The organism is Burkholderia torrens, assembly GCF_984668525.1.
Map to the genome: position 1 here is coordinate 1,549,108 of NZ_OZ480211.1, position 24,005 is coordinate 1,573,112.

Genomic DNA, 24,005 nt, shown 5'->3' on the forward strand with positions numbered 1-24,005 from the left:
TCCGCATTTTTCTCGCCCGTTAGCTGCCGCTCCATGCCCGATCTGCTCGCCAATCTGAACCCCGAACAACTCGCCGCCGTCACGTTGCCGAACGAACCGGCGCTGATCCTTGCAGGGGCGGGCAGCGGCAAGACCCGCGTGCTGATCACGCGCATCGCGTGGCTGATCCAGCAGGGCTACGCATCGCCGCCCACCGTGCTCGCCGTCACCTTCACGAACAAGGCCGCGCGCGAGATGATGGCGCGCCTGTCGGCGATGATGCCGATCGACACGCGCGGGATGTGGATCGGCACGTTCCACGGCCTGTGCAACCGGATGCTGCGCACGCACTGGCGCGACGCCGGCCTGCCGCAGACCTTCCAGATCCTCGATACCGCCGACCAGCTGTCCGCGATCAAGCGGCTGATGAAGGCCGCGAACGTCGACGATGAAAAGTACCCGCCGAAGAACGTCCAGTACTTCATCAACAACGCGAAGGAGCAGGGGCTGCGTCCCGACAAGGTCGACGCGACCGACAACTTCAACCGCAAGTTCGTCGAGCTGTACCAGGCATACGACCAGCAATGCCAGCGCGAGGGCGTCGTCGATTTCCCCGAGCTGCTGCTGCGCTGCTACGAACTGCTCGCGTACAACGCGCCGCTGCGTGCGCACTACCAGGCGCGCTTCCGGCATATCCTCGTCGACGAGTTCCAGGACACCAACAAGCTGCAGTACGCGTGGCTCAAGATGCTCGCGGGCGGCGAGAACGCGATCTTCGCGGTCGGCGACGACGACCAGTCGATCTATGCGTTCCGCGGCGCGAACGTCGGCAACATGCGCGACTTCGAAGACGAATTCCGCGTGCGCAACCTGATCAAGCTCGAGCAGAACTACCGGTCGCACGGCAACATCCTCGACGCGGCGAACCAGCTGATCTCGAACAACGCACACCGCCTCGGCAAGAACCTGCGCACCGACGCCGGCCACGGCGAGCCCGTGCGCGTGTACGAGGCGAGCACCGATTCGCAGGAAGCCGGCTGGATCGTCGAGGAGATCCGCTCGCTGATCAACACCGGGATGGCGCGCAGCGAAGTGGCCGTCCTGTACCGCAGCAACGCGCAGTCGCGCTCGATCGAGCACACGCTGATGTCGTCGGGCATCCCGTACCGCGTGTACGGCGGCCTGCGCTTCTTCGAGCGGCAGGAAGTGAAGCACGCGCTCGCATACCTGCGCCTGATCGACAACCCGAACGACGACACGGCGTTCGTGCGCGTCGTGAACTTCCCGACCCGCGGGATCGGCGCGCGCTCGATCGAGCAGCTCGCCGACGCCGCGCGTCTCTACGGCTGCTCGATGGCCGCCGCGATTCCGTACGTGACGGGCAAGGCCGGCACGAGCCTCGGCGGGTTCGCGAACCTGGTCGCGAAGATGCGCGCCGATACCCAGCACATGAACCTGCCCGACACCGTCGAGCACATCGTGCGCGCCAGTGGCCTCGCCGATTTCTACCAGGGCGAGCGCGAAGGCCAGGACCGCCTCGAGAACTTGCAGGAACTCGTGAACGCGGCCACCGCGTTCATCGCCGAGGAAGGCTACGGGCTCGATACGCCGGCCCGCTCGATCCCGCTGCGCGCGGGCGCGATCGCGGCGCCCGAGCTCGGCACCGCGACGGACGATCCGGCGGTCGACGTGCTCGACCCCGAGTCGCCCGCGGACCCGGCGCAGAACCCCGACACGATGACGCCGCTTGCCGGCTTCCTGTCGCATGCGTCGCTGGAGGCCGGCGACAACCAGGCGCAGGCCGGCCAGGACGCCGTGCAGCTGATGACGGTCCACGCGGCGAAGGGGCTCGAATTCTCGGCCGTGTTCATCACGGGCCTCGAGGAAGGGCTGTTCCCGCACGAGAACAGCGTGCTCGAATCCGACGGCCTCGAGGAAGAGCGCCGGCTGATGTACGTCGCGATCACGCGCGCGAAGGAGCGGCTCTACCTGTCGTTCGCGCAGAGCCGGATGCTGCATGGCCAGACGCGCTACAACGTGCGTTCGCGCTTCTTCGACGAATTGCCCGAGCACGTGCTGAAGTGGCTGACGCCGAAGGTCGAGGCCGGTTCGCGCTGGGGCGGGCGTTCGGACAACGCCGGGTACGGGCGCGACTGGTTCGCGCGGCCGGGCGGCGGCAGTCGCGAGCAGATCGTCGATGCGGCCGTGTCCGCGCCGCTGCCCGCGTTCGCGGACAAGCAGCGCGCGGCCGACGCCGGCTTCCGGGTCGGCCAGCAGGTGTTCCATACCAAGTTCGGCGAAGGCACGGTCACCGCGCTCGAAGGCAACGGCACCGATGCGAAGGCGCAGGTGAAGTTCAAGCGGCACGGCGAGAAGTGGCTTGCGCTCGCGGTCGCGAAACTGCAGGCGGTGGAATGATGGATATCGACATGGATTCCACGCTTGCGGCCCGGCCGCTCGGCATTCTGGCCGCGCTGCCCGAGGAACTCGGCGACCTGATCGCCGCGATGCGCGCCGAAGGCGCGATGAAGACGGTCACACTCGGCCGCCGCGATTATCACGTCGGCACCGTGCACGGCGCGGCCTGCGTCGTCACGCTCGCGCGGATCGGCAAGGTCGCGGCCGCCGCGACGGTCAGCGCGCTGATCCACGTGTTCGGCGTATCGGGCGTCGTGTTCACCGGTGTCGCGGGCGGCGTGTCGCGCACGGTGCGGGTCGGCGACGTCGTCGTGGCCGATACGCTGCTGCAGCACGATCTCGACGCATCGCCGCTCTTTCCGCGCTACGAGGTGCCGCTGCTCGGCATCACGCGCTTCACGACCGACGCGGCACTGACGGCACGCCTGCGGGCGGCCTGCACGCTGTTCGTCGCGGAAGAGGGCGCGCAGTTCGCCGAGCGCTTCGGGCTCGCCGGCGCGACGCTGCACGCGGGGCTCATCATCAGCGGCGACCGCTTCGTGTCGAGCGAGCGCGAGGTCGTCGCGCTGCGCGACGCGCTGCCGGACGCGCTCGCGGTCGAAATGGAAGGCGCCGCGATCGCGCAGGTGTGCGCGGAGCACGACGTGCCGTTCGCGCTCGTGCGCACCGTTTCCGATACGGCCGACGATCATGCAACGCAGTCGTTCTCGCACTTCCTGTCGGCGATCGCGAGCAGCTACTCGTCCGGCATCCTCAAGCGTTTCCTGACGCTGCATGCGACGACGGCGGCCTGAAGCCGCCGTCGTACGCTCCCTTCCAGCCGTTCGACCTGCCGCGGCGCGCACGCCGCGGCCGGCTTGTCACGCCTTCTTGCGCCGGCTGCTTTCGAGGTTCGGCAGGAAGATCGTCAGCACGCCGATCAGCGGCAGGAACGAGCACACCTTGTAGACGAACGTGATGCTCGTCGCATCGGCGAGCTGGCCGAGCACGGCCGCGCCGACCCCGCCGAGTCCGAACGCGAAGCCGAAGAACAGGCCCGCGACCATCCCGACCTTGCCGGGCATCAGTTCCGTCGCATAGACGAGGATCGCGGCGAATGCCGATGCCAGCACGATGCCGATGATCACGGTCAGCACGCTCGTCCAGAACAGGTTCGCATACGGCAGCAGCAGCGTGAACGGCGCGACGCCGAGGATCGACACCCAGATCACGTACTTGCGGCCGATCCGGTCGCCGACGGGCCCGCCGATCAGCGTGCCGGCCGCGACCGCCGCGAGGAACACGAACAGGTGGATCTGCGCGGCCTGCACCGACAGGTGGAACTTGTCGATCAGGTAGAACGTGAAATAGCTGTTGATGCTCGCGAGGTAGAAGTACTTCGAGAACACGAGCAGCACCAGCACGCCGATCGCGCTCATCACGCGGCCGCGCGACAGGGTCGGGTGGCCGGCCGACACGCCCTTCTTCTTCATCGACGGATGCTTCTTGTACCAGTGGCCGATCTGCGTGAGCACGATCATCGCGACGAGCGCGGCCGCCGAGAACCACGCGATGCTGTGCTGGCCGTGCGGGATGATCACGAGTGCGGCGAGCAGCGGCCCGAGCGCGGAGCCCGCGTTGCCGCCGACCTGGAACACCGACTGCGCGAGCCCGTGCTGGCCGCCCGACGCCATCCGGGCGACGCGCGACGATTCGGGATGGAACACCGACGAGCCGCAGCCGACGAGCGCCGCGGCCACCAGCAGCATCGGGAAACTCGACGCCGCCGACATCAGCAGCAGCCCCGCGAGCGTGAAGCCCATGCCGACCGGCAGCGAATACGGCTTCGGACGCTTGTCGGTGTAGAGGCCGACGAGCGGCTGCAGCAGCGACGCGGTGATCTGGTAGGTGAGGGTGATCAGGCCGATCTGCGCGAACGACAGCGCGAACTGGCTCTTGAGCATCGGATAGATCGCGAGGATCAACGACTGGATCATGTCGTTGAGCATGTGCGAGAAGCTGATCGCGCCGAGCACCGGGTAGACGGTGCGGGCGACGGGTGGTGCGGACGGCTGGGCGGCGGCCGCGCCGGCCCGGGAGTCGAGGCTGGTTTCCATGTGAGCTGAACGAGTTGAGGTGGCGGGCGCGCTCTGATGGGGATCGGCGCGTCTTTGATTCGTTGATGCGTCAAAGAAGTGTAATGTGGCGTATCGAGAATGTCAGGCCAAGTTTTATCGCGAATCGGACATTCGTCGGACGGATTGGCCGCTGCGTGCTTTTTTGGACGGGTATAACGCTGGCGGCGCGTCCGCCGCTTCAGCAGGGCTGCGCCGGGGCTCGGTGGTGTTTTACCGGACTCAAGAAACGGCGGTGGCGGCCGTAGAACGACCCAATGACAACATGCGCGCCGCGTTCGGCCGGCTACCCGCCGGGCGGGCGCAGGACGCGCGGCATGGCCTGCCATCGCGGGATTGCCGGGACCGACCTTTCCGGCAGCGTGATCCATACGGGGATAGTTCGATGAAAGCAGCATCTTTGCATCCACAGCTTGGTGCGGCGGCCGCCGCACCCGACGTTGCCGCCGGTCGCGCCGCACGGCGCACGCGCGCGGCGCGCCGTGTGCGCCGGCCATGGACCGTCAAGGCGACGTTGCGCGCCGCGTTCGCGATCCTGCTGGCCGGCACGCTCGCGATCGGCGTGTTTTCGCTGTGGCAGATCAGCCGGCTGAACGCGTCGATCGCGTCGGTCTATGAGCAGGGCCACGTCGCGAGCCGCGCGGCGCAGGAGGTGCGGGCCGAGGTGCTGCGTGCGAGTCGCGCGCAGAAGATGCTGCTGACCGCGACCACCGCGAAGGAGCGCGACGAACTCGGCGCCGACGTCGGCGCGGGGCTCGCGTCGATCGGCCAGGCGCTCGGCACGCTGCAGCGCTACGCGGATCCGGCCGATGCCGACGATTCGGCGCGGCTGCGCGCATTCTCGACGGCCGTCGGCACATGGAGCGCGCATCTGCGCGATTTCGTCACGCTCGTGCGCGCGCAGCCGCTCGACCTGTCGCAGATGAACTGGCAGGTCGGCACGCAGGACGTGTCGCTGCTGGTCGAGACCGGCAAGCTCGAGAAGCTCGTCGCCGAACTCGTGAAGACGCGCGGCGAGAAGTCGAAGGCGACGCTCGATGCATCGGCCACCATCTTTTCGTCGTCGTTCGCGATGATCGCGGCGATGACGGCCGCGCTGATCGTGCTCGCGATCGTGATCGCCGAGCGCGTCGTGCGGCGCCTCGCGTCGCAGCTCGGCGGCGAGCCCGCGCTCGCGAAGGAGATTGCCGCGGACATCGCGCGCGGCGACCTCACGCGGCCGATCACGCTCGGCCGGCACGATCGCGACAGCATGGTGCGCGCGCTGGCCGACATGCAGACGGGGCTCGCGGCCACCGTCGGCGAGATCGCCGTCAGCGCCGAGGCCATCGCGGCCGCGTCCGGCGAAATCTCGACCGGCAACCTCGACCTGTCGCGGCGCACCGAGCAGCAGGCCGTCGCGCTCGAGCGCACCGCGGCCAGCATGGAGCAGCTCACGTCGACCGTGCGGCAGAACGCCGAGAACGCGCGGCAGGCGAGCACGCTCGCGGCCAATGCGTCGGCGGTGGCGGAGACGGGCGGGGAGGTCGTCGGGCGCGTGGTCGCGACGATGAGCGAGATCGACGACAGCGCGAAGAACATCCGCGACATCATCGGCACGATCGAGGGGATCGCGTTCCAGACCAACATCCTGGCGTTGAACGCGGCGGTCGAGGCCGCGCGCGCCGGCGAACAGGGGCGCGGCTTTTCGGTGGTCGCGGGCGAGGTGCGCCTGCTCGCGCAGCGCTCGGCGACCGCGGCGAAGGAGATCCGGGAACTGATCGGCGCGTCGGTCGAGCGCGTGGCGAACGGCGCGGCGCTCGCGCACGACGCGGGCCGCACGATGGGCGACGTCGTGCGCGCGGTGAAGCGCGTGACCGACATCATCGGCGAGATTTCGGCGGCGTCGGACGAGCAGAGCGCCGGGATCGACGAGATCGGCCGCGCGGTCACGCAGATGGACGCCGGCACGCAGCAGAACGCGGCGCTCGTCGAGCAGGCGGCCGCTGCCGCCAACGCGCTCGACGAGCAGGCTCAGGCGCTGAAGTCGCTGGTCGGGCGGTTCCGCATCGCGGCCTGAGCGCGCAGGGCCCCGGCCGTTACGACTTCTTCTGCTTGTCCGGATCGATGATGACCGTGCAGGTCGTGCCCGCCGACAGCACCACGTCGGCCGGCACGTCGTCGATCTTGATGCGCACCGGCACGCGCTGCGCGAGGCGCACCCAGTTGAACGTCGGGTTCACGTCCGCGACGAGGTCGCGGCTTTGCGGGTTGTCGCGATCGTAGATGCCGCGCGAGATGCTCTCGACGTGGCCCTTCATCACGCCGCCGCTCATCAGCCGCATTTCGGCCGGCGCGCCGATCTTCACGCGCGGCAGCTTGGTTTCCTCGAAGTAGCCGTAGACCCAGAACGAGTGGCTGTCGACGATCGCGAGCTTCGCCTGGCCGGCCACCGCGTAGTTGCCCTTGAACGTCTGCAGGTTCGTGATGTAGCCGTCGACCGGCGCGACGACGCGCGTGCGCTCGAGGTTGAGCTTCGCGGCGTCCAGCGCGGCGATCGCCTGCTGGTACTGCGCATCGGCGCTCGACGCGCTGTGCGCGGCGTTCTCGCGGTTTTCCTTCGACACGACGAGCGCATCGAGATCCGCGCGGCGCGCCGCGTCGTCGCGGCGCATCTGCAGTTCCGCGCGGCGGGCGGCGACGGCCGCCTGCGCCTGCTCGACCGCGATCTGGTAGTGCGACGGATCGATCTGCATGATCAGGTCGCCTTTCTTCACGAGCTGGTTGTCATGCACGGGCAGCTCGACGATCGCGCCCGACACGTCCGGCGCGACGTTGACGATCTCGGCGCGCACGCGCCCGTCGCGCGTCCACGGATCGTCCATGTAGTGCACCCACAGCGAGCGCCCGATCAGGATCGCGACGAGAAGGATGACGGCGGTCGCGACGAAGCCGAAGAGTTTTCTGAGAATCATGATGGTTCGGAATCAACGGTAAACGGCGAGACTCAGTCCGCCGCAAATGCAGACGAGAAGGCAGGCCCGGAACAGCGACGGGTGCCAGACGAGACGGTAGAGGCCCGTATAGGCGAGCAGGCGGTCGACGGCCCAGGTCGCGAGCGCGCCCAGGACGAACATCAGCACCACCGTGGGCATGTAGGCATCGAGAATGGCGATTTCACGCGGCATCATGACGAGGCTCCTGGTTGGGGACGCACGGGGCGGTTGCGGTTGAGCGGCTCGAGCGGCGATTCCGGATCGAGCAGCGCGGTCCGCACGAAATGCAGATGGCTCAGGATGCGCTGCAGCCGGTGGCGCTCCTCGCGCGACGGCTCGAACGCGTCGAGCGCCTGCCGCGTCGCGTCGATCGCCGCATTGGTCGCGGCGAGCGTCGCGTCGAAACGCGCGGCGTTCGGCTTCGAGAACAGCGCGGCCAGCGCGCTGCGCATCGTCTCGATCGCACGACGCCACGGCATCGCCGGCGCATAGCGCGGGTCGGGCGGCAGCGTCGCCAGCTCGTGGCGCAGGTCGATCGTCGCGTTGCCGGCTTCGAGCACCGCGAACATCCAGCGCAGTGCGTCGCGCTGCACGTCGGGCTGGTCGGCCGACAGCGTGTGTGCCTGGTACATCAGGTCGCGCGCGCCGCTCTCGAAGCGCGTGCGCAAGCCGGCGAGCCGCGCATGGCCGGCCGCGACGGCCTGGTGGCGCAGGTCGGCGAACAGCCGCTTCTTGAGCCACGGCGCGGTCGGCGGGAATAGCACTGCGAACGCGATCGCCGATACCAGCATCGACAGCACGAGCGCGAGCGCATCGTTCATGAAGCTGGTCGGGTCGTAGTGCGTGATGTTGTCCGGGCCGGCGAGGAAGCTGAAGAAGATCAGGTAGCCCATCCCGTACCCGGCGAGCTTCGGCTTCAGCGTCATGAAGATGCCGATCGCGAGCAGCGGCGCGAGCGCGACGCACAGCAGCGGGAAGCCGTCGATGTGCGGATAGATGCCGAACGTCAGCAGGAAACCCGTGCAGACGGCGAGCGCGGTACCCATGCCCATCTGCGCGGACATCGCGGTCGGACGCGGTGTCGACGACGCGAGCGCGCAGGTGGCCGCCGCCGTCAGCGTCATCGTCACGCCGCTCGGCCACGCGGTCTCGATCCAGAACCAGCCGAGCACGAGGATCACCGTCGCGGTGCGGATCGCCGCGATCACCATCGCGGTCATGTTGGTGCGCGGCTCGTAGCGCTCGATCCAGCGTTCGCGTTCGTGCGTCGCGGTCGACAGCGACGCGTAGGTCGCCGCGTACTCGTGCAGGTCGGTGATGAAACGGTACAGCAGCTCGGCGGCCGTATCGAAGTCGAGCAGCGGAAAGTCCGGCTGCGTTTCGAGCGCCGCGCGCGTCGCACGGATGCGGCGCGGCAGCGCGTCGCGCCAGGCGAGCAGCTGCTCGGCCGCATGACCGGCGTCGGCCGACGTGCGCACGGGTTCGCCGGCGGGCGTCAGCAGCAGCGGCGCGATCTCGCGGAAGTACGGCTCGATCGCGTCGATCGCGGCCTGCGCGCCGGCCGCATGCAGCCGGTTCATCAACTGGTGCAGCGCATGGAAGCGGCTCGACGCGCTCATGAATTCGCTGTTCAGCCGTGCGAGGCGGCCGCTGCGCATCCGCGTGTCCGGATCCTCGAACACGGCCATGCTGCGCGCGGCTTCGAACCCGACCACGTCCGCGACGAAGCGCGTATGGATGGTTTCGATATGCGCGCGGTCGAGCGTACCCGACAGCGCCGACGCGACGTAGTCGACGAAGCTGCCGAAGCGCTTGCGCACCGTCGTGCGCATCTGCTCGCCGGTGGTCTGCGGAAACACGAGCGCGGAGACCACGCCGGCCGACACGATGCCGACCATGATTTCGGCCACGCGCGTCATCGCGCTCATGAACGCGCCGTCCGGGTGCTGCGAGGCAGGCAGGCCGATCAGCGCGGTCGTGTAGCCGGCCAGCAGGAAGCCGTAGCTGCGGAAGTTGCGGTTGCGCGCGGCGCCGGCCGTGCACAGCGCGACCCACAGCGCGACGGCCAGCAGGAACAGCTGCGGCTGCTGCGGGAACAGCCCGACGAACGTGAGCGTCGCGATGAGCCCGAAGATCGTGCCGGCGACACGATAGAAGCTCTTCGCGAGCACCGCGCCGCTTTGCGGCTGCATCACGATGAACACCGTCGTCATCGCCGTTTTCGGCGCGGGCAGGTCGAGCCGCATCGACACGCCGGTCGCGATGAACGCGGCGAGCAGCGCCTTGAACAGGTAGAGCCACGCGGCGCCGTCGGTGCGGGCCCAGTCGCCGAACGCGGCGGTCCACGCCGCGAACGGACCGCCGGCGGGCGTGGAAGCGGGGGAGGAGGCTGACATGGCGGTCGCTCCGCGTTACCGTGCGGCCGTCACGCCGGACGCGCCGGCGGTCGCGACCTGCGCGGGCCGGGCGACGGCTGCCACGGGCTTCGTGCCCGACGCGGCGGCCGGCGCAGCGGCGCCGGCAGCGGCCTCGTCCTTCGGCACATCCTTGCCCGTCTCGACCCCGCCGCCGAGCGCGGCCATCAGCTGCGCGTGCGCGGCGAGGCGTTCCGCATCGATGCGGGCGGCCGTCTCCTGCGCGCGGAGCAGCTGCTGTTGCGCGACCAGCACGTTCACGTAGTCGGTCAGCCCGCGTCGGAAGCCTTCGCGCGACAGCTGGTAGCTGCGGTCGTTGGCGGCCACCGAGCGCGCGGCGTCCTTCTTCTGCGTATCGAGCGAGCGGATCCGCACGACCTGGTCGGCGATGTCCTTGAGCGCGCCGACGATCGTCTGGTTGTAACGCTCGACCGCCTGGTCGTAGCCGGCGTTCGCCGCGCCGAGCTGCGCACGCAGCCGGCCGCCTTCGAAGATCGGCAGCGACAGCGCGGGGCCGGCCGTCCAGCCGCCGTTCATCGCGCGCAGGAAGTCGGTGAACGGCGCGGTCACGCCGAAGCCGCCGACTGTCGCGAGCAGGTCGATGTTCGGGTAGAACGACGCTTTCGCGACGTCGATGCCGCGTGCCTGCGCGTCGACCGTCCAGCGCGCCGCGACGACGTCGGGGCGGCGGCCGAGCAGGTCGGCCGGCATCGCCGACGGCAGGCCGGCCGGCGCATCGAGCGACAGCTGCGGCCGCTTGAGCGCGTCGCCGGCGCCCGGGCCCTTGCCGGCCAGCGCGGCGAGCTGGTGGCGCGCGAGCTGGATCGCTTCCTCGTAGCTGTCGATCTGGCGCTCGTAGTCGGGCAGCGTCGATTCCGCCTGGCTCACCTCGAGCTGCGTGCCGAGGCCGGCCTGCAGCCGCTTGCGTGCGAGATCGGCGAGCGAACGCTGGCGTTCGAACGTTTCATGCGCGAGGTCGAGGAGCGCGTAGTTCATCGACATGCCGACATACGCGCGCACGACGTTGACTTCGAGTTCGAGCTTCGCCGCACGCGCGTCGGCGGCGGTCGCATGCGCGGTGTCGAGCGCGCGTTCGGTCGCGTTCTTGTCCTTGCCCCACAGGTCGAGGTGGTACGACAGGCCGAGCGTGCCGGTGTTGTTCCAGGTGTCGGCGTTCGCGAGCGGGCCCGGGCCGTAGAACACGTTGTCGGGCCAGTGCTCGCGCGTCAGCGACAGGTTGCCGTTGATCTGCGGCAATTCGGCCGAGCGGGCGACGCGCGCCATCGCCTGCGCTTCGCGCACGCGCGCCTCGGCGGCCGCGAGGGTCGGATTGCCGGCCTGGGCGGCGGCAATCCACGAGTCGAGCTGCGGATCGCGATAGGCGCGCCACCAGTCGGCCGCGGGCCAGCCCGCGTCGCGGTCGGCCGCGCTGATCGCGGCGCCGGCGTCGAGCGCGTTCGCCTCGAGGCGGGCCGATTGCGGCTTGTTGTTGTCGCCCATGCTCGCGCATCCGGCCATTATTAATGAGACTGCAAGAACCGCCAGTGCGAGCGTCCCTTTTGTCGCCGGAGACTGCACGATTTTCTCCCTTTCGGATATAGATGAGTCGGATGCGATTATATTTTTCAGTGATTCCTGAATAAACGGACAACGGTGCAAGTCATTTTTACGAATCCTGAGATAATATTTGTTGGCCTCTGTGCAACAATCCCTCCGGATTCAAACGGGTATTGGGATGGATACGCTACAAAACATGCGGGTGTTCGTCCGCGTGGTCGACGCGGGAAGCTTTACCGCGGCTGCCCAGCAGATGAACTCGACCACCGCCTACGCGTCGCGCGCGGTCTCGGATCTCGAGGCGCACCTGCGCACGCGTCTCCTGAACCGCACGACGCGCCGGATCGCGCTGACCGAAGCCGGCGAGCGCTACCTGCAGCGCTGCGAGCAGATCCTGGCGTACGTCGACCAGGCCGAAGCCGAGGCCGGCGACGCGCACGCGCGCCCGTCGGGCAAGCTGAAGGTCCATTGCTTCACGAGCCTCGGCCAGCACTACCTGGTGCCGGCGATCGCGCGCTACCGCGAGCGCTATCCGGACGTGCATGTCGAACTGACGCTCGCGCAGCGGATGCCCGACCTGCTCGACGAGGGGTACGACGTCGCGATCGTCGTCGGCCGCGACCTGCCCGATTCGGGGCTCGTGTCGCAGCGGCTCGGCGAGAGCTACAGCGTCGTCTGCGCGTCGCCCGGCTACGTCGCGGCGCACGGCGTGCCGCAGCAGCCGGCCGATCTCGCGCAGCACGTATGCCTCGGGATGGTCGCGCCGGGCTTTCACTTCGACGAATGGGCGCTGGCGGGGCCGAACGGCGACGAGATCGTGCCGATCACGGCGCCGCCGTTCCGCGTGAACGTCGCCGAGGCGCTCGCGGTGGCCGTGCGGGAAGGGATGGGGATCGGTGGGTTGCCGCTCTATTCGGCGATCGGCTGGCTGCGCAGCGGACACATCGTGCGCGTGATGCCGGCGTACCGGTCCCACGTGATGAACATCTACGCGCTGTATCCGTCGCGCCAGTACCTCGACGCGAAAATCCGCACCTGGGTCGATTTCCTGCGCGAAGAGTTGCCGCTCACGCTCGAAGCGGACGAAGCCGCGCTCGAGCAGTACACGCATGCGACATGACAGCGCGGTTGACCGCAATCTGACGAGATTTGTCCTTCACGCAACATTTTTTTACGAACGCGTGTCAGACAGTTTGATACTGTGGGAATTAACGAGATACGCAACCCCGGAGTAGCAATGGATACGCACCTGATGATCGGCCTTGGCGTCCTGCTGGGCGCAGCCTCTGCCGCCGCGGCGACCCGCGACCTGCTGCGCGCGATGAAGGCGAAGGCGCAGATGAAGCCGGTTCCGGTGCGCGTGCGCGAGCCGCGCGGCCGCGGCCGCTGATCCTGCCGTCACGCGCGGTGGCGGGAAGGCCGCGCAACGCGGCCTGGCGGGCCGGCGTTCAGCCGAGCTCGACGACCTTGTCCCACGCGAACGCGGGATTTTCGAGTTCACCGGTGCGCCGGTGGATGTAGCCGCGCGGGTTGCACACCACGCGCGTGCCGCCGCCCGCAACGTAGTCGAATGACGTATGGGTGTGGCCGTGAAGCCACAGATCCACCGGCGGCTGCACCAGTTCCGCCATGTCCGTCACGAATCCCGCCGACGCAAGATCTTCCGCATAGCGTGCCGCCAGCGAGCGCCGGTGCGGCGCATGATGGGTGACGACGATCGTCTTGCCCGCGAACGGCGTCGCGAGCTGCGTTTCCAGCCACATGCGGCTTTGCCGGTGCAGCGCGATCGCGTCGGCCGGCGAGAAATCCCGTTCAGGCGCACCCGGCGTACCCGGTGCCCCACGCAGCGCCGCGTCGTGCGGCCACGTCACCTGGATCAGTCCCTTGAAATCGAGCATCACGCGCAGCGCGGCGTCGATCGCGCCGGCCATGCTGGCTTCGTCGCGGCCGAACAGCGAAAAATCGGCCCAGAGCGTCGCGCCGAGCACGCGGAAGCGCTGCTCGGGATCGACGTAGACGCCGTTGTTCAGGTAGTGCACGTTGTCGAGCGTGTGCGCCGCGTCGCGCATCGCCGTCTCCAGTGCGCCAAATTCCCCGTCGTAGTACTCGTGGTTGCCCGGCACGTAGATCACCGGCACGGCAGGGTCGAACGTCTCGGCGGCCCAGCGCAGGCCCTCCGCGTGATTGTGGATGTCGCCGGCCAGCACGACGAGATCCGCGTCGGCATGTGCGATCACGTCGGGCTGGTTGCTTTCGAGATGCAGGTCGGACAGGACGCGGACTTTCACGGGCGGGGCTCCGGAGTGGGCGGCTTCAGCGCAGGACCTTGCCGGGATTCATCAGGCCGCGCGGGTCGAGCGCGGTCTTCAGCGTGCGCATCAGCGTCGTTTCGACCGGCGACTTGTAGCGCTGCGCGTCGTCGATCTTCAGCTGGCCGATCCCGTGCTCGGCGCTGATCGTGCCGTGATGGCGGTGCACGTTGTCGTACACGATCCGGTTGATCGGCGCCTGGAACGCCGCGAGGAACGCCTTCGCGTCGCCGCCTTCGGGCATCTGCACGTTGTAGTGGAGGTTGCCGTCGCCGAGGTGGCCGAACGTGACCATGCGCGCACCGGGCGCGGCCTGCTGGATCGCCGCGTCGGTCTCGTCGATGAAGCGGGCGACAGACGAGATCGGCACCGCGATGTCGTGCTTGATGTTGAGCCCTTCGTCGGCCTGCGCGAGCGGGATATGCTCGCGCAGGTCCCAGAACGCGCGCGACTGCGCGAGATTCTCCGCAACCACCGCGTCGACCACGAGCCCGGCTTCGAACGCCTCTTCCATCAGTTTCTCGAACAGCGCGCGCGCATGCGCTTCGCTTTCGTTGTCGGACAGTTCGAGCAGCACCGTCTGCGCATGCGTCTGCGCGAACGGGTAGCGCAGTTGCGGGTAGTGCTTGCCGACCAGCTGCATGCAGAAATCCGACATCAGCTCGAAGCCGGTCAGGAGCGGTCCGGCCGCGCGCTGCGCGAGCGACAGGAAGTCGAGCGCCGCGTGCGGCGATTCGAGCGCGGCAAGGGCCGTGACCTGCGCGGCCGGCAGCGGATGCAGTTTCATCACGGCCGCCGTGATGATCCCGAGCGTGCCTTCCGCGCCGATGAACAGGTCGCGCAGGTCATAGCCCGTGTTGTCCTTGCGCAATCCGCGCAGGCCGTCCCAGATGTCGCCCTGAGGCGTCACGACCTCGAGCCCGAGGCACAGCTCGCGCGCGTTGCCGTAGCGCAGCACCGCGGTGCCGCCCGCGTTGGTTGACAGGTTGCCGCCGATCGTGCAGCTGCCTTCCGCCGCGAGGCTCAGCGCGAACAGCCGGCCGCCTTCGCGGGCGCGCGCCTGCACGTCGGCGAGGATCACGCCGGCTTCGACGGTGATCGTGTTGTTGTGCGGATCGAGCGCGCGCACGCGGTTCAGGCGCGCGACGCTCAGCACGGCCTGGCTGCCGCTCGCGTCGGGCGTGGCACCGCCGGCGAGGCCCGTGTTGCCGCCTTGCGGCACGAGCGCGACGCCGTGCGTGTTGGCCAGCTTCACGAGCGCGGCGACTTCAGCCGTGTTCGCGGGCTTCAGCACCGCGCACGCGGTGCCCTTGTAGCGGCGGCGCCAGTCGGTCAGGAACGGTTCGGTATCGTGCGGGTCGGTCAGCACGTGGTCGGCGCCGATCGCGTCGCGGCACGCGGAAACGAAAGCTTCGGAGGACATCATCACCTTGTCGCGTAAGGGTCAGGACGCGGCGCGCGACTTTTTCGCCGCGCGCTTGTACGGCGCGACGTAGGCCAGCGCCGCCACGAAGAAGCCGACGGCAAGCGCGGTCTCGCACCAGCCGAGCGTCGCGGACAGCCCGCGATCGGACATGCCGCGCACGATGCCTTCGGCAAAATAGACGAGGATCAGCATGCTCGCCCACTGCATCGTATAGATGTTACGCCGCCAGACGCCGGGCAGGGCGAGCGCGAGCGGCACGGCCTTGAGCATCAGCGCGGAGCCGCCCGGGCGCAGCGGCGCGAGCCACAGTTCCCATGCGAGCGACAGCGCGATCAGCGCTGCGAGGCACGCGGCGGCGGCCAGCGCGTAGCGCGGCCGGGCCGCGACGGCGGGGCGGGCGGGGGCGTTCATGCGGCCTCGGCGGCCTGGGCGGCCGACAGGGCGGCCGCCGCGCGCGCCAGCCGCACGCCGAGCGCGGCCGCGAGCGCCTTCTCGTCCGCGGACAGCCCGCCGGGCGCCGTGCGATCGTGGTGCGCGACATGCGACGCGCCGTACGGCGTGCCGCCGGTGCGCGTCGTGCTGAGTGCCGATTCCGTGTACGGGATCCCGACGATCATCATCCCGTGATGCAGCAGCGGCAGCATCATCGACAGCAACGTCGATTCCTGGCCGCCGTGCAGGCTGCCCGTCGACGTGAACACGCTCGCGGGCTTGCCGGTCAGCGCGCCCGACAGCCATTGCGGCGTCGTACCGTCGAGGAAATACTTGAGCGATGCGGCCATGTTGCCGAAGCGCGTCGGCGAGCCGAGCGCGAGGCCCGCGCATTCCTCGAGATCGCGCAGTTCGGCGTACGGCGGGCCGTCGGCGGGGATGTCGGGGGCAGTCGTTTCGCAGACGGTCGACACGGGCGGCACGGTGCGGATGCGCGCCTGCATGCCCGGCACGCTGTCGATGCCGTTCGCGATCGCGAGCGCGAGATCTCGCGTGGCGCCGTGACGGCTGTAATAGAGGACGAGGATGTCTTTCATGGGCTACGGAGCCGCGTGCGGCCGCGCGCGTGCCCGGTGCAGTCGGCCCCTGCTGGAATCGAGCGGCTATTATAGGGGCTGAAGCCGTCGCGCAGCGCGGCGGCGGCGCGCCGTGAGGCGCGCGGCATCAAGAAGGAGAAGTCGTTTGCCGAAGTTGAGCGTCGATCTCGACACCCTCAAGCGCCTCGCGCAGTTCGCGGCCCGGCGCAGCGCAGAGGATCGCATCCCGCAAGTGGCGGGCAGCCTGACCTTCACGACGATGCTGGCGCTCGTGCCGCTCGTGACGGTCGCGTTCGCGCTGTTCACCGCGTTCCCGATGTTCGCGTCGTTCCAGATCTCGCTGCAGGGCTTTCTCGCGGATCACCTGATGCCCGCGCAGTTCAACGTCCAGATCTTCAAGTACCTGAACCAGTTCGCATCGAAGGCCAAGGGGCTGACGACGGCCGGCCTGATCGTGCTCGTCGTCACGTCGGTGATGACGATGATGACGATCGAATCGGCGTTCAACCTGATCTGGCGCGTGCGCAAGCCGCGGCCGTTCGCGCAGCGCGTGCTCGCGTACTGGGCGCTGATCACGCTTGGGCCCTTGCTGTTCGGCGTGAGCCTGTCGATCTCGTCGTACCTGTTCACGCAGTCGCTCGCGTTTACCGGCGCGGGGCCGTCCACGTCGATCGTCGAGTGGCTGCTCGCGCTCGTGTCGCTGCCGCTGACGGTGCTCGCGTTCACGCTGCTGTACGTGTACCTGCCGAACTGTGCGGTCGCGTGGCGCGACGCGGTGATCGGCGGCCTGTTCGCGGCCGTCGCGTTCGAGCTCGCGAAGCGCGGCTTCGGCTACTACGTGCGGCGCATTCCGACCTATACGGCCGTCTACGGCGCGTTCGCGGCGCTGCCGGTGTTCCTGCTGTGGGTGTACCTGAGCTGGTTCATCGCGCTGCTCGGCGCGATGGTGGCGTCCGCGCTGCCGGCGATCCGCGTCGGCCAGTTCCACCGCATCCACTATCCGGGCAGCGACCTGCTCGACGCGCTCGAGCTGCTCGCGCGGCTGGCCGAAGCGCGCGCGGCCGGCAAGCGCGGCTACACGGCAATGCGGCTGGCGACCATGCTGCGCTGCGACATGGAAACCGCGCAGCGGTTGCTGACGACGATGGAGGAGCGCGAGTGGATTGCGCGGCTCGAAGGCGGCGGCGAGACCACGCCGCGCTACATCCTGCTCGCGAATCCGGAGCAGCTGACGCTCGCGCAACTGTTCGATGTGCTGGTGATCGACCGCACGGAGCTGACCTATCAGCTGCAGCGTCGCCGCAGCCACGTCGAAGGCGCGGCGCTGCTCGCGGTGCTGTCGAGCGACCGGTTCGACGTGTCGCTCGCGTCGCTGATCGCCGCGCACCGGCTCGCGGGCGCGCAGCCGGCCGGGAACGGCGGGCAGGCGCCCGACGGCGTGCCCGACCCGCACGCGCGGCCGCCGCGGCCTGCGTGAAGGCGGCGCCCGGCGGCTACAGCGGAATCTTGCCGGTGCAGATGTCCTTGAACATCACCCAGTCGCCCATCAGGCTGTAGATCGGGTGCCGGAACGTGGCCGGGCGGTTCTTCTCGAAGAAGAAGTGTCCGACCCACGCGAACGCGTAGCCGCAGACGATCGCCGCCGGCAGCCACAGCCAGTGGCCCGTCGCGATCGCCATCGCGACGCAGCCGATCACGCCGAGCGAGCCGATGAAGTGCAGCCGCCGCGACGTCAGGTTCTGGTGTTCGTTCAGGTAATACGGGTAGAAATCAGCGAAGCTGGCGAATTGCTCGGAATGCGTATGCGCCATGGCCGTCTCCTCGGGCCGCCATCGATAGGGTCATTGTGCGGCGGCCGGCCCGCGTCCGCAAGCGGGGGCGGGCCGCCGCGCCGGGCCGCGCTTTCCTTTTGACAGGCTTTCCGATAGGATCGAAAGAGATTTTGCATTCAAGCATGAGGGGACTACGATGCGCGTCAGCGATATTCTGAAAGTGAAGGGCAACACGCTGTTTACGGTGACGCCCGATAAGCCGCTGCGCGAAGCGGTCGATACGATGGCCGAACACGATATCGGTTCGTTGGTCGTGATGGAGTACGGCGATCTCGTCGGGATGCTGACGTTCCGCGAGATCATCCTGCGCCTGCACGTGAACGGCGGCGCGATCGGCGACGTCCAGGTGCGCAAGGTGATGGACGAGCCGCTCACGTGTACGCCGGAAACCGACGTCAACGAAGTGCGCCGGATGATGCTCGAGCGTCACGCGCGCTACATGCCGGTGCTCGACAAGAAGGTGCTGATGGGCGTCATTTCGTTCTACGACGTCGCGAAGACGGTCGTCGAGGCGCAGAGCTTCGAGAACCGGATGCTGAAGGCGTACATCCGCGACTGGCCGGAATCGGAAGCCGAAGCGCACAAGCCGTGAACCATGCCGCGCCCGGCACCTCGATGCATGGGCGCCGCCATCCGGCATGCGGCGGCGCAGGCTTGTCCTGCGCCGCCTTTTTTTTAACGACAACACGAGGCCCGCGCAGCTTCGCCGAGACGACGCGCGCGTATTCCGCATGAGCGATCACACGCAAGCCACTTCGGGGCGGCGCGACGAACGGCGCGCCCACGCATCGCAGTTCGACCTGCTGCGCGAGCGCCGTTTCGCGCCGTTCTTCACGACCCAGTTCCTCGGTGCGCTGAACGACAACGTCTTCAAGATCGGCTTCACGTCGCTCGTCACCTATCACACCGCACGGTTCTCCGGGGTCGATGCGAAGACGGCCGCGTTCCTGATCTCCGCGATCTTCATTCTGCCGTTCGTGCTGTTCTCGGCGACGTCCGGCCAGATCGCCGACAAATACGACAAGGCGACCCTCACGCGCTTCGTGAAGACCTTCGAGATCGTGCTGATGCTCGTCGGCGCGGCCGGCTTCGTCACGCACAGCGCGACGCTGCTGTATCTGTGCACGTTCATGATGGGGATGCACTCGACGCTGTTCGGGCCCGTCAAGTATTCGTACCTGCCGCAGCATCTGGGCGAGCATGAACTGGTCGGCGGCAACGGCCTCGTCGAAATGGGCACGTTCATCGCGATCCTGATCGGCACGATCATCGGCGGCGCGGCCGCGGGCATCGAAGGTGCCGGCGAGCGCGTGCTCGCGGTGAGCGTCGTCCTGATTGCGCTCGCGGGGCGGCTCGTCGCGCAGCGCGTGCCGTCGACGCCCGCGCCGCAGCCCGATCTCGTGATCAACTGGAATCCGTTCAGCGAAACGTGGCGCAACCTCGGGCTCGCGCGCCAGAACCGCACCGTGTTCCTCAGCCTGCTCGGCATCTCGTGGCTGTGGTTCGTCGGCGCGACGTTCCTCACGTCGTTCTTCAATTTCGCGAAGGACGTGCTGTCCGCGAGCCCCGACGTCGTCACGATCCTGCTCGCGACGTTCTCGGTCGGCATCGGTCTCGGCTCGCTGCTGTGCGAGCGGCTGTCGCAGCGGCGGGTCGAGATCGGCCTCGTGCCGCTCGGCTCGATCGGCATCAGCGTGTTCGCGATCGAGCTGTATTTCGCGAGCCATGCGCTGCCGTCGCCCGGCCACCTGCTGTCGGTCGGCGAGTTCCTGGCCGGCGCGCGCCACTGGCGCATCCTGGCCGACCTGTTCCTGCTCGCGATGTTCGGCGGCTTCTACAGCGTGCCGCTGTACGCGCTGATCCAGAGCCGCAGCGCGCCGACGCACCGCGCGCGGATCATCGCCGCGAACAACATCCTGAACGCGCTGTTCATGATCCTGTCGGCCGTGATGGCGATGGGGCTGACCAAGGCCGGCGTCGACATCCCGGGGCTGTTCCTCGTCACCGCGCTCCTGAACGTGATCGTCGCGACGTATATCTACCTGCTCGTGCCCGAGTTCCTGCTGCGCTTCGTCGCATGGGTGCTCGTGCATACGTTCTACCGGATCCGCCTCGTCCATGCGGAGCGGATCCCGGCGGAAGGGGCGGCCGTGCTCGTGTGCAACCACGTCAGCTACGTCGACGCACTCGTGCTGGCCGCCGCGAGCCCGCGCCCGATCCGTTTCGTGATGGATCACCGGATCTTCAAGACGCGCTTCGCGAGCTGGGTGTTCCGGCATGCGAAGGCGATCCCGATCGCGCCGCGCCACGAGGATCCCGCGATGCTCGCGCGTGCGTACGACCTGTGCGAGGCCGCGCTGAAGGAAGGCGAACTGGTGTGCATCTTCCCCGAGGGCAAGCTGACGAAGACGGGCGACATCAATACGTTCCATCACGGCATCACCGAGATCCTGGGCCGCACGCCGGCGCCGGTGATCCCGATGGCGCTGCGCGGACTGTGGGGCAGCTATTTCTCGCGGCATTCCGATGCGCGGATGCCGCGCCCCATCAAGCGCGGCGTGATGAGCCGGCTGACGCTGGCGGTCGGCGAGCCGATCGCGGCGTCGGTCGCGACGCCCGAGTTGTTGCAGGCGGCGGTGACCGAGCTGCGCGGCGCGCGGAAGTAGGCGGGCGCCGGGTCCGGCGCGGGATGATCGATCCGCGCACCGGGCCGGGATGGCGGCCCCGGTTCGGCGGGTCCCGAGCGCAACGCCGAGGGCTTGCGATCGCCGTACCTGCCTCGCATCTGCCCTTATCCGCGGCCGGCCCGTGTGGTCTGAACGGTTCACACGGCCCGCGGGTCCGGGACGGCTGGCATAATAGCGGTTTACCTCTTTTTCTCGACCGGCAAACGGATCGGCCTGCCTGCGGCCCTGGCAGTGCATCGGTTTGCCCATTTCTCTTTGGGCGGTTCCATCATGTCCGGCAATACCCTCGGCACGCTTTTCACTGTCACGACCTTCGGCGAATCGCACGGTCCCGCGATCGGCTGCGTGATCGACGGCTGCCCGCCGGGGATGGCGCTGACCGAAGCCGACATCCAGATCGAACTCGATCGCCGCAAGCCCGGCACATCGCGGCACGTGACGCAACGGCAGGAGGCCGACGAGGTCGAGATCCTGTCGGGCGTGTTCGAAGGCGTGACGACCGGTACGCCGATCGCGCTGCTGATCCGCAACACCGACCAGCGCAGCAAGGACTACGGCAACATCGTCGAGACGTTCCGTCCCGGTCACGCCGACTACACGTACTGGCAGAAGTACGGCATCCGCGACTACCGTGGCGGCGGCCGCTCGTCCGCGCGCCTGACCGCGCCGATCGTCGGTGCGGGCGCGGTCGCGAAGAAGTGGCTGCGCGAGCGCTTCGGCGTCGAGGTGCGCGGCTACATGAGCGGCCTCGGCGAAATCGACGTGCCGTTCGTCGACTGGTCGCACGTGCGCGAGAACCCGTTCTTCTCGCCGAATGCGGCGGTCGTGCCGGAACTCGAGGCGTACATGGACGCGCTGCGCAAGGATGGCGATTCGATCGGCGCGCGCATCGACGTCGTCGCGTCGGGGGTGCCGGTCGGCTGGGGCGAGCCCGTGTTCGACCGTCTCGATGCCGATATCGCGAAGGCGATGATGAGCATCAACGCGGTGAAGGGCGTCGAGATCGGCGCCGGCTTCGACAGCGTCGCGCAGCGCGGCTCGGTGCACGGCGACGAACTGACGCCGGGCGGCTTCGTCGGCAACCATGCGGGCGGCGTGCTCGGCGGGATTTCGACGGGCCAGGACATCACCGTGTCGATCGCGATCAAGCCGACGTCGAGCATCCGTACGCCGCGCCGTTCGATCACGAAGGCAGGCGACGAGGCGACGGTCGAAACGTTCGGCCGCCACGATCCGTGCGTCGGCATTCGTGCGACGCCGATCGCCGAGTCGATGCTCGCGCTGGTGCTGATCGATCACGCGCTGCGCCATCGTGCTCAGTGCGGCGATGTCGAGACGTCGACGCCGAAGATCGCCGGCAGCGCGACCTGACGCAAGCGGGCGGGGCGCCGGCGCGCCTCGCCTGACGGTCTGCCAGGAATGCAAAACGGGGCGCTGCGTCGAGCAGCGCCCCGTTTCGTTTGTGGCGATCCATAAAAGCGCGCCGCGCGTGGCGGCGCGTTCCGGCTGGTTACATGTTCGGGTAATTCGGCCCGCCGCCGCCTTCCGGCGTGACCCACACGATGTTCTGCGTCGGGTCCTTGATGTCGCAGGTCTTGCAGTGCACGCAGTTCTGCGCGTTGATCACCAGCCGATCGCCGCCGTCGTCGTTCTTCACGAACTCGTACACGGCCGCCGGGCAGAAGCGCGCCTCAGGCCCCGCATACGTGCGCAGGTTCACGTTCACCGGCACGCTCGCGTCCTTCAGCGTCAGGTGCGCCGGCTGGTTCTCCTCGTGGTTCGTGTTCGAGATGAACACCGACGACAGCCGGTCGAACGTCAGCTTGCCGTCCGGCTTCGGATACTCGATCGGCGTGCACTGCGACGCCGGCTTCAGCATCTCGTGATCCGCATGCTTGTGGTGCAGCGTCCACGGCACGTTGCCGCCCATCACCTTCTGCTCGAGCCCGACCATCAGCGTGCCGAGATACAGGCCCTTGGCCATCCACTGCTTGAAGTTGCGCGCGCGGTACAGCTCCGTGTACAGCCACGATTGCTTGAACGCGTCCGGGTAGGCGTTGAGCTCGTCCGACTGACGGCCGGCCTGCACCGCGTCGAACGCGGCGTCGGCCGCCAGCATGCCGGTCTTGATCGCCGCGTGGCTGCCCTTGATCCGCGACGCGTTCAGGAAGCCCGCGTCGTCGCCGATCAGCGCGCCGCCCGGGAACACCGTCTTCGGCAGCGACAGCAGGCCGCCAGCGGTGATCGCCCGCGCGCCGTACGACACGCGCTTGCCGCCTTCGAGGAACGCGCGGATCGACGGATGCGTCTTGTAGCGCTGGAATTCCTCGAACGGCGACAGGTACGGGTTCGTGTAGCCCAGGCCCACCACGAAGCCGACCACGACCTGGTTGTTGTCCATGTGATACAGGAACGAGCCGCCGTAGGTATCGGACTTCAGCGGCCAGCCGGCCGTGTGGATCACCAGGCCCGGCTTGTGCTTGGCCGGATCGATTTCCCACAGTTCCTTGATGCCGATCCCGTACGCCTGCGGATCGGCGTTCGCGTCGAGCTTGAACTTCGAGATCAGCTGGCGGCCGAGATGGCCGCGGCAGCCTTCGGCGAACAGCGTGTACTTCGCGTGCAGCTCCATGCCGAGCTGGAAGTTCTCGGTCGGCTCGCCGTCCTTGCCCACGCCCATGTTGCCGGTCGCGACGCCCTTCACGGAACCGTCGTCGTTATAGAGAATCTCGGCAGCGGGGAAGCCCGGGAAGATCTCGACGCCCAGCGCCTCGGCCTGCTGGCCGAGCCAGCGGGTCACGTTACCCAGCGAAATGACGTAGTTGCCGTGGTTCTGGAAGTTGGCGGGCAGCGCCCAGTTGGGCGTCGTGACGGCGCTCTTCTCGGACAGGAACAGGAAGCGGTCTTCCGTCACCTCGACGTCGAGCGGCGCGCCGCGTTCCTTCCAGTCGGGGAACAGTTCGGTGATCGCGCGCGGATCCATCACCGCGCCCGACAGGATGTGCGCGCCGATCTCGGAACCCTTCTCGAGCACGCACACGCCGATCTCGGTGCCTTTCTCGGCGGCCAGCTGCTTGAGCCGGATCGCCGCCGACAGCCCGGCGGGGCCGCCGCCGACGATCACGACGTCGTATTCCATCGATTCGCGCGGGCCGTATTGCTCGATGAGGCTTGCGGGGGTCATTGGCGTTCCTCTAACCGTTAGAATGCTTTTATTCGGGAGCGTATTGTCTGCGAAACGAAACGCTTGCCGCAACAACATGCGG

General features: G+C 68.3%; 20 protein-coding genes. 9 read left to right on the plus strand and 11 right to left on the minus strand.

Annotation, left to right across the window (positions count from 1 at the left end; translation table 11 throughout):
- Positions 1 to 33 precede the first annotated feature (33 nt).
- The gene (locus AC5LXX_RS07150; RefSeq protein ID WP_124455971.1) at positions 34 to 2,397 is read left to right on the plus strand and encodes a UvrD-helicase domain-containing protein; all 2,364 of its coding nucleotides are present in this window, start codon (positions 34 to 36) and stop codon (positions 2,395 to 2,397) included.
- Positions 2,394 to 3,191: a 5'-methylthioadenosine/adenosylhomocysteine nucleosidase gene (locus AC5LXX_RS07155; protein ID WP_322082985.1), complete on the plus strand. Its 798-nt coding sequence runs from the start codon at positions 2,394 to 2,396 to the stop codon at positions 3,189 to 3,191. Before AC5LXX_RS07150 ends, AC5LXX_RS07155 begins: the two co-directional genes overlap by 4 nt.
- 66 nt (positions 3,192 to 3,257) lie before the next feature.
- On the opposite strand, the gene AC5LXX_RS07160 is transcribed toward AC5LXX_RS07155, so the two are convergent.
- Positions 3,258 to 4,493, minus strand: coding sequence for an MFS transporter (locus AC5LXX_RS07160; RefSeq protein ID WP_493410961.1), 1,236 nt, complete (start codon positions 4,491 to 4,493; stop codon positions 3,258 to 3,260).
- Positions 4,494 to 4,896: 403 nt separating this feature from the next.
- Here AC5LXX_RS07160 and AC5LXX_RS07165 point away from each other — a divergent pair, with 403 nt between their 5' ends.
- Positions 4,897 to 6,570, plus strand: a complete 1,674-nt coding sequence (locus AC5LXX_RS07165) for a methyl-accepting chemotaxis protein (protein WP_493410962.1) — start codon at positions 4,897 to 4,899, stop codon at positions 6,568 to 6,570.
- 19 nt (positions 6,571 to 6,589) lie between these two features.
- Here AC5LXX_RS07165 and AC5LXX_RS07170 read toward each other — a convergent pair whose 3' ends face one another.
- From AC5LXX_RS07170 to AC5LXX_RS07185, 4 genes are read right to left on the minus strand one after another with little or no spacing between them, the layout of a single operon-like run.
- Positions 6,590 to 7,465, minus strand: a complete 876-nt coding sequence (locus AC5LXX_RS07170; protein ID WP_011351755.1) for an efflux RND transporter periplasmic adaptor subunit — start codon at positions 7,463 to 7,465, stop codon at positions 6,590 to 6,592.
- Positions 7,466 to 7,477: 12 nt separating this feature from the next.
- Positions 7,478 to 7,681 (minus strand): DUF1656 domain-containing protein, encoded by a 204-nt coding sequence (locus tag AC5LXX_RS07175; RefSeq protein ID WP_011351756.1) that lies wholly within the window; start codon positions 7,679 to 7,681, stop codon positions 7,478 to 7,480.
- Positions 7,678 to 9,882 (minus strand): FUSC family protein, encoded by a 2,205-nt coding sequence (locus tag AC5LXX_RS07180; RefSeq protein ID WP_493410963.1) that lies wholly within the window; start codon positions 9,880 to 9,882, stop codon positions 7,678 to 7,680. The genes AC5LXX_RS07175 and AC5LXX_RS07180 overlap by 4 nt, the downstream gene beginning before the upstream one ends.
- A gap of 15 nt (positions 9,883 to 9,897) precedes the next feature.
- Positions 9,898 to 11,478: an efflux transporter outer membrane subunit gene (locus AC5LXX_RS07185; RefSeq protein WP_493410964.1), complete on the minus strand. Its 1,581-nt coding sequence runs from the start codon at positions 11,476 to 11,478 to the stop codon at positions 9,898 to 9,900.
- Between the two features lie 157 nt (positions 11,479 to 11,635).
- On the opposite strand from AC5LXX_RS07185, the gene AC5LXX_RS07190 reads away from it, so the two are divergent.
- Both AC5LXX_RS07190 and AC5LXX_RS07195 read left to right on the plus strand, forming a co-directional pair.
- Complete coding sequence (locus AC5LXX_RS07190) at positions 11,636 to 12,577, plus strand: LysR family transcriptional regulator (RefSeq protein ID WP_493410965.1); 942 nt, start codon at positions 11,636 to 11,638, stop codon at positions 12,575 to 12,577.
- 117 nt (positions 12,578 to 12,694) lie between these two features.
- On the plus strand, positions 12,695 to 12,847 hold the full coding sequence (locus tag AC5LXX_RS07195; RefSeq protein ID WP_493410966.1) for a hypothetical protein: 153 nt from the start codon (positions 12,695 to 12,697) through the stop codon (positions 12,845 to 12,847).
- 58 nt (positions 12,848 to 12,905) lie between these two features.
- Here AC5LXX_RS07195 and AC5LXX_RS07200 read toward each other — a convergent pair whose 3' ends face one another.
- The 4 genes from AC5LXX_RS07200 to wrbA are packed head-to-tail and all read right to left on the minus strand — an operon-like array spanning position 12,906 to position 16,220.
- Positions 12,906 to 13,745 (minus strand): metallophosphoesterase, encoded by an 840-nt coding sequence (locus AC5LXX_RS07200; RefSeq protein ID WP_493410967.1) that lies wholly within the window; start codon positions 13,743 to 13,745, stop codon positions 12,906 to 12,908.
- 25 nt (positions 13,746 to 13,770) lie between these two features.
- Positions 13,771 to 15,192 carry an FAD-binding oxidoreductase gene (locus tag AC5LXX_RS07205; RefSeq protein WP_493410968.1) on the minus strand — a complete coding sequence of 474 codons (1,422 nt, stop codon included), beginning with the start codon at positions 15,190 to 15,192 and terminating at the stop codon, positions 13,771 to 13,773.
- Positions 15,193 to 15,210: 18 nt separating this feature from the next.
- On the minus strand, positions 15,211 to 15,603 hold the full coding sequence (locus tag AC5LXX_RS07210; RefSeq protein WP_322082979.1) for a DUF2069 domain-containing protein: 393 nt from the start codon (positions 15,601 to 15,603) through the stop codon (positions 15,211 to 15,213).
- Positions 15,600 to 16,220, minus strand: a complete 621-nt coding sequence (wrbA, locus tag AC5LXX_RS07215; RefSeq protein WP_309287782.1) for an NAD(P)H:quinone oxidoreductase — start codon at positions 16,218 to 16,220, stop codon at positions 15,600 to 15,602. The genes AC5LXX_RS07210 and wrbA overlap by 4 nt, the downstream gene beginning before the upstream one ends.
- A 145-nt stretch (positions 16,221 to 16,365) precedes the next feature.
- On the opposite strand from wrbA, the gene AC5LXX_RS07220 reads away from it, so the two are divergent.
- On the plus strand, positions 16,366 to 17,697 hold the full coding sequence (locus AC5LXX_RS07220) for a YihY family inner membrane protein (RefSeq protein WP_493410969.1): 1,332 nt from the start codon (positions 16,366 to 16,368) through the stop codon (positions 17,695 to 17,697).
- 16 nt (positions 17,698 to 17,713) lie between these two features.
- Here AC5LXX_RS07220 and AC5LXX_RS07225 read toward each other — a convergent pair whose 3' ends face one another.
- The gene (locus AC5LXX_RS07225; protein ID WP_493410970.1) at positions 17,714 to 18,031 is read right to left on the minus strand and encodes an Mpo1-like protein; all 318 of its coding nucleotides are present in this window, start codon (positions 18,029 to 18,031) and stop codon (positions 17,714 to 17,716) included.
- 157 nt (positions 18,032 to 18,188) lie between these two features.
- Here AC5LXX_RS07225 and AC5LXX_RS07230 point away from each other — a divergent pair, with 157 nt between their 5' ends.
- The 3 genes from AC5LXX_RS07230 (at position 18,189) to aroC (ending at position 22,110) form a co-directional block, all read left to right on the plus strand.
- Positions 18,189 to 18,644 (plus strand): CBS domain-containing protein, encoded by a 456-nt coding sequence (locus tag AC5LXX_RS07230; protein WP_006488504.1) that lies wholly within the window; start codon positions 18,189 to 18,191, stop codon positions 18,642 to 18,644.
- 139 nt (positions 18,645 to 18,783) lie between these two features.
- A complete protein-coding gene (locus AC5LXX_RS07235; RefSeq protein WP_493410971.1) occupies positions 18,784 to 20,718 on the plus strand; it encodes an MFS transporter in 1,935 nt (644 codons plus the stop codon).
- Positions 20,719 to 21,009: 291 nt separating this feature from the next.
- Positions 21,010 to 22,110: a chorismate synthase gene (gene aroC / locus AC5LXX_RS07240; RefSeq protein WP_493410972.1), complete on the plus strand. Its 1,101-nt coding sequence runs from the start codon at positions 21,010 to 21,012 to the stop codon at positions 22,108 to 22,110.
- A 139-nt stretch (positions 22,111 to 22,249) separates the two neighbouring features.
- Here the strand turns inward: aroC and AC5LXX_RS07245 are convergent, their stop codons facing one another.
- Positions 22,250 to 23,923, minus strand: a complete 1,674-nt coding sequence (locus tag AC5LXX_RS07245; protein WP_493406566.1) for an electron transfer flavoprotein-ubiquinone oxidoreductase — start codon at positions 23,921 to 23,923, stop codon at positions 22,250 to 22,252.
- Positions 23,924 to 24,005 lie beyond the last annotated feature (82 nt).

What these genes read in the sequence shown, in the direction of transcription:
- AC5LXX_RS07205 (WP_493410968.1), bottom strand. Translation starts at nt 15,192, where the DNA reads ATGATGTCCTCCGAAGCTTTCGTTTCCGCGTGCCGCGACGCGATCGGC.
- AC5LXX_RS07230 (WP_006488504.1), top strand. Translation starts at nt 18,189, where the DNA reads ATGCGCGTCAGCGATATTCTGAAAGTGAAGGGCAACACGCTGTTTACG.
- AC5LXX_RS07150 (WP_124455971.1), top strand. Translation starts at nt 34, where the DNA reads ATGCCCGATCTGCTCGCCAATCTGAACCCCGAACAACTCGCCGCCGTC.
- AC5LXX_RS07180 (WP_493410963.1), bottom strand. Translation starts at nt 9,882, where the DNA reads ATGTCAGCCTCCTCCCCCGCTTCCACGCCCGCCGGCGGTCCGTTCGCG.
- AC5LXX_RS07175 (WP_011351756.1), bottom strand. Translation starts at nt 7,681, where the DNA reads ATGATGCCGCGTGAAATCGCCATTCTCGATGCCTACATGCCCACGGTG.
- AC5LXX_RS07225 (WP_493410970.1), bottom strand. Translation starts at nt 18,031, where the DNA reads ATGGCGCATACGCATTCCGAGCAATTCGCCAGCTTCGCTGATTTCTAC.
- aroC (WP_493410972.1), top strand. Translation starts at nt 21,010, where the DNA reads ATGTCCGGCAATACCCTCGGCACGCTTTTCACTGTCACGACCTTCGGC.
- AC5LXX_RS07160 (WP_493410961.1), bottom strand. Translation starts at nt 4,493, where the DNA reads ATGGAAACCAGCCTCGACTCCCGGGCCGGCGCGGCCGCCGCCCAGCCG.
- AC5LXX_RS07235 (WP_493410971.1), top strand. Translation starts at nt 18,784, where the DNA reads ATGAGCGATCACACGCAAGCCACTTCGGGGCGGCGCGACGAACGGCGC.
- wrbA (WP_309287782.1), bottom strand. Translation starts at nt 16,220, where the DNA reads ATGAAAGACATCCTCGTCCTCTATTACAGCCGTCACGGCGCCACGCGA.
- AC5LXX_RS07210 (WP_322082979.1), bottom strand. Translation starts at nt 15,603, where the DNA reads ATGAACGCCCCCGCCCGCCCCGCCGTCGCGGCCCGGCCGCGCTACGCG.
- AC5LXX_RS07190 (WP_493410965.1), top strand. Translation starts at nt 11,636, where the DNA reads ATGGATACGCTACAAAACATGCGGGTGTTCGTCCGCGTGGTCGACGCG.
- AC5LXX_RS07195 (WP_493410966.1), top strand. Translation starts at nt 12,695, where the DNA reads ATGGATACGCACCTGATGATCGGCCTTGGCGTCCTGCTGGGCGCAGCC.
- AC5LXX_RS07170 (WP_011351755.1), bottom strand. Translation starts at nt 7,465, where the DNA reads ATGATTCTCAGAAAACTCTTCGGCTTCGTCGCGACCGCCGTCATCCTT.
- AC5LXX_RS07245 (WP_493406566.1), bottom strand. Translation starts at nt 23,923, where the DNA reads ATGACCCCCGCAAGCCTCATCGAGCAATACGGCCCGCGCGAATCGATG.
- AC5LXX_RS07155 (WP_322082985.1), top strand. Translation starts at nt 2,394, where the DNA reads ATGATGGATATCGACATGGATTCCACGCTTGCGGCCCGGCCGCTCGGC.
- AC5LXX_RS07165 (WP_493410962.1), top strand. Translation starts at nt 4,897, where the DNA reads ATGAAAGCAGCATCTTTGCATCCACAGCTTGGTGCGGCGGCCGCCGCA.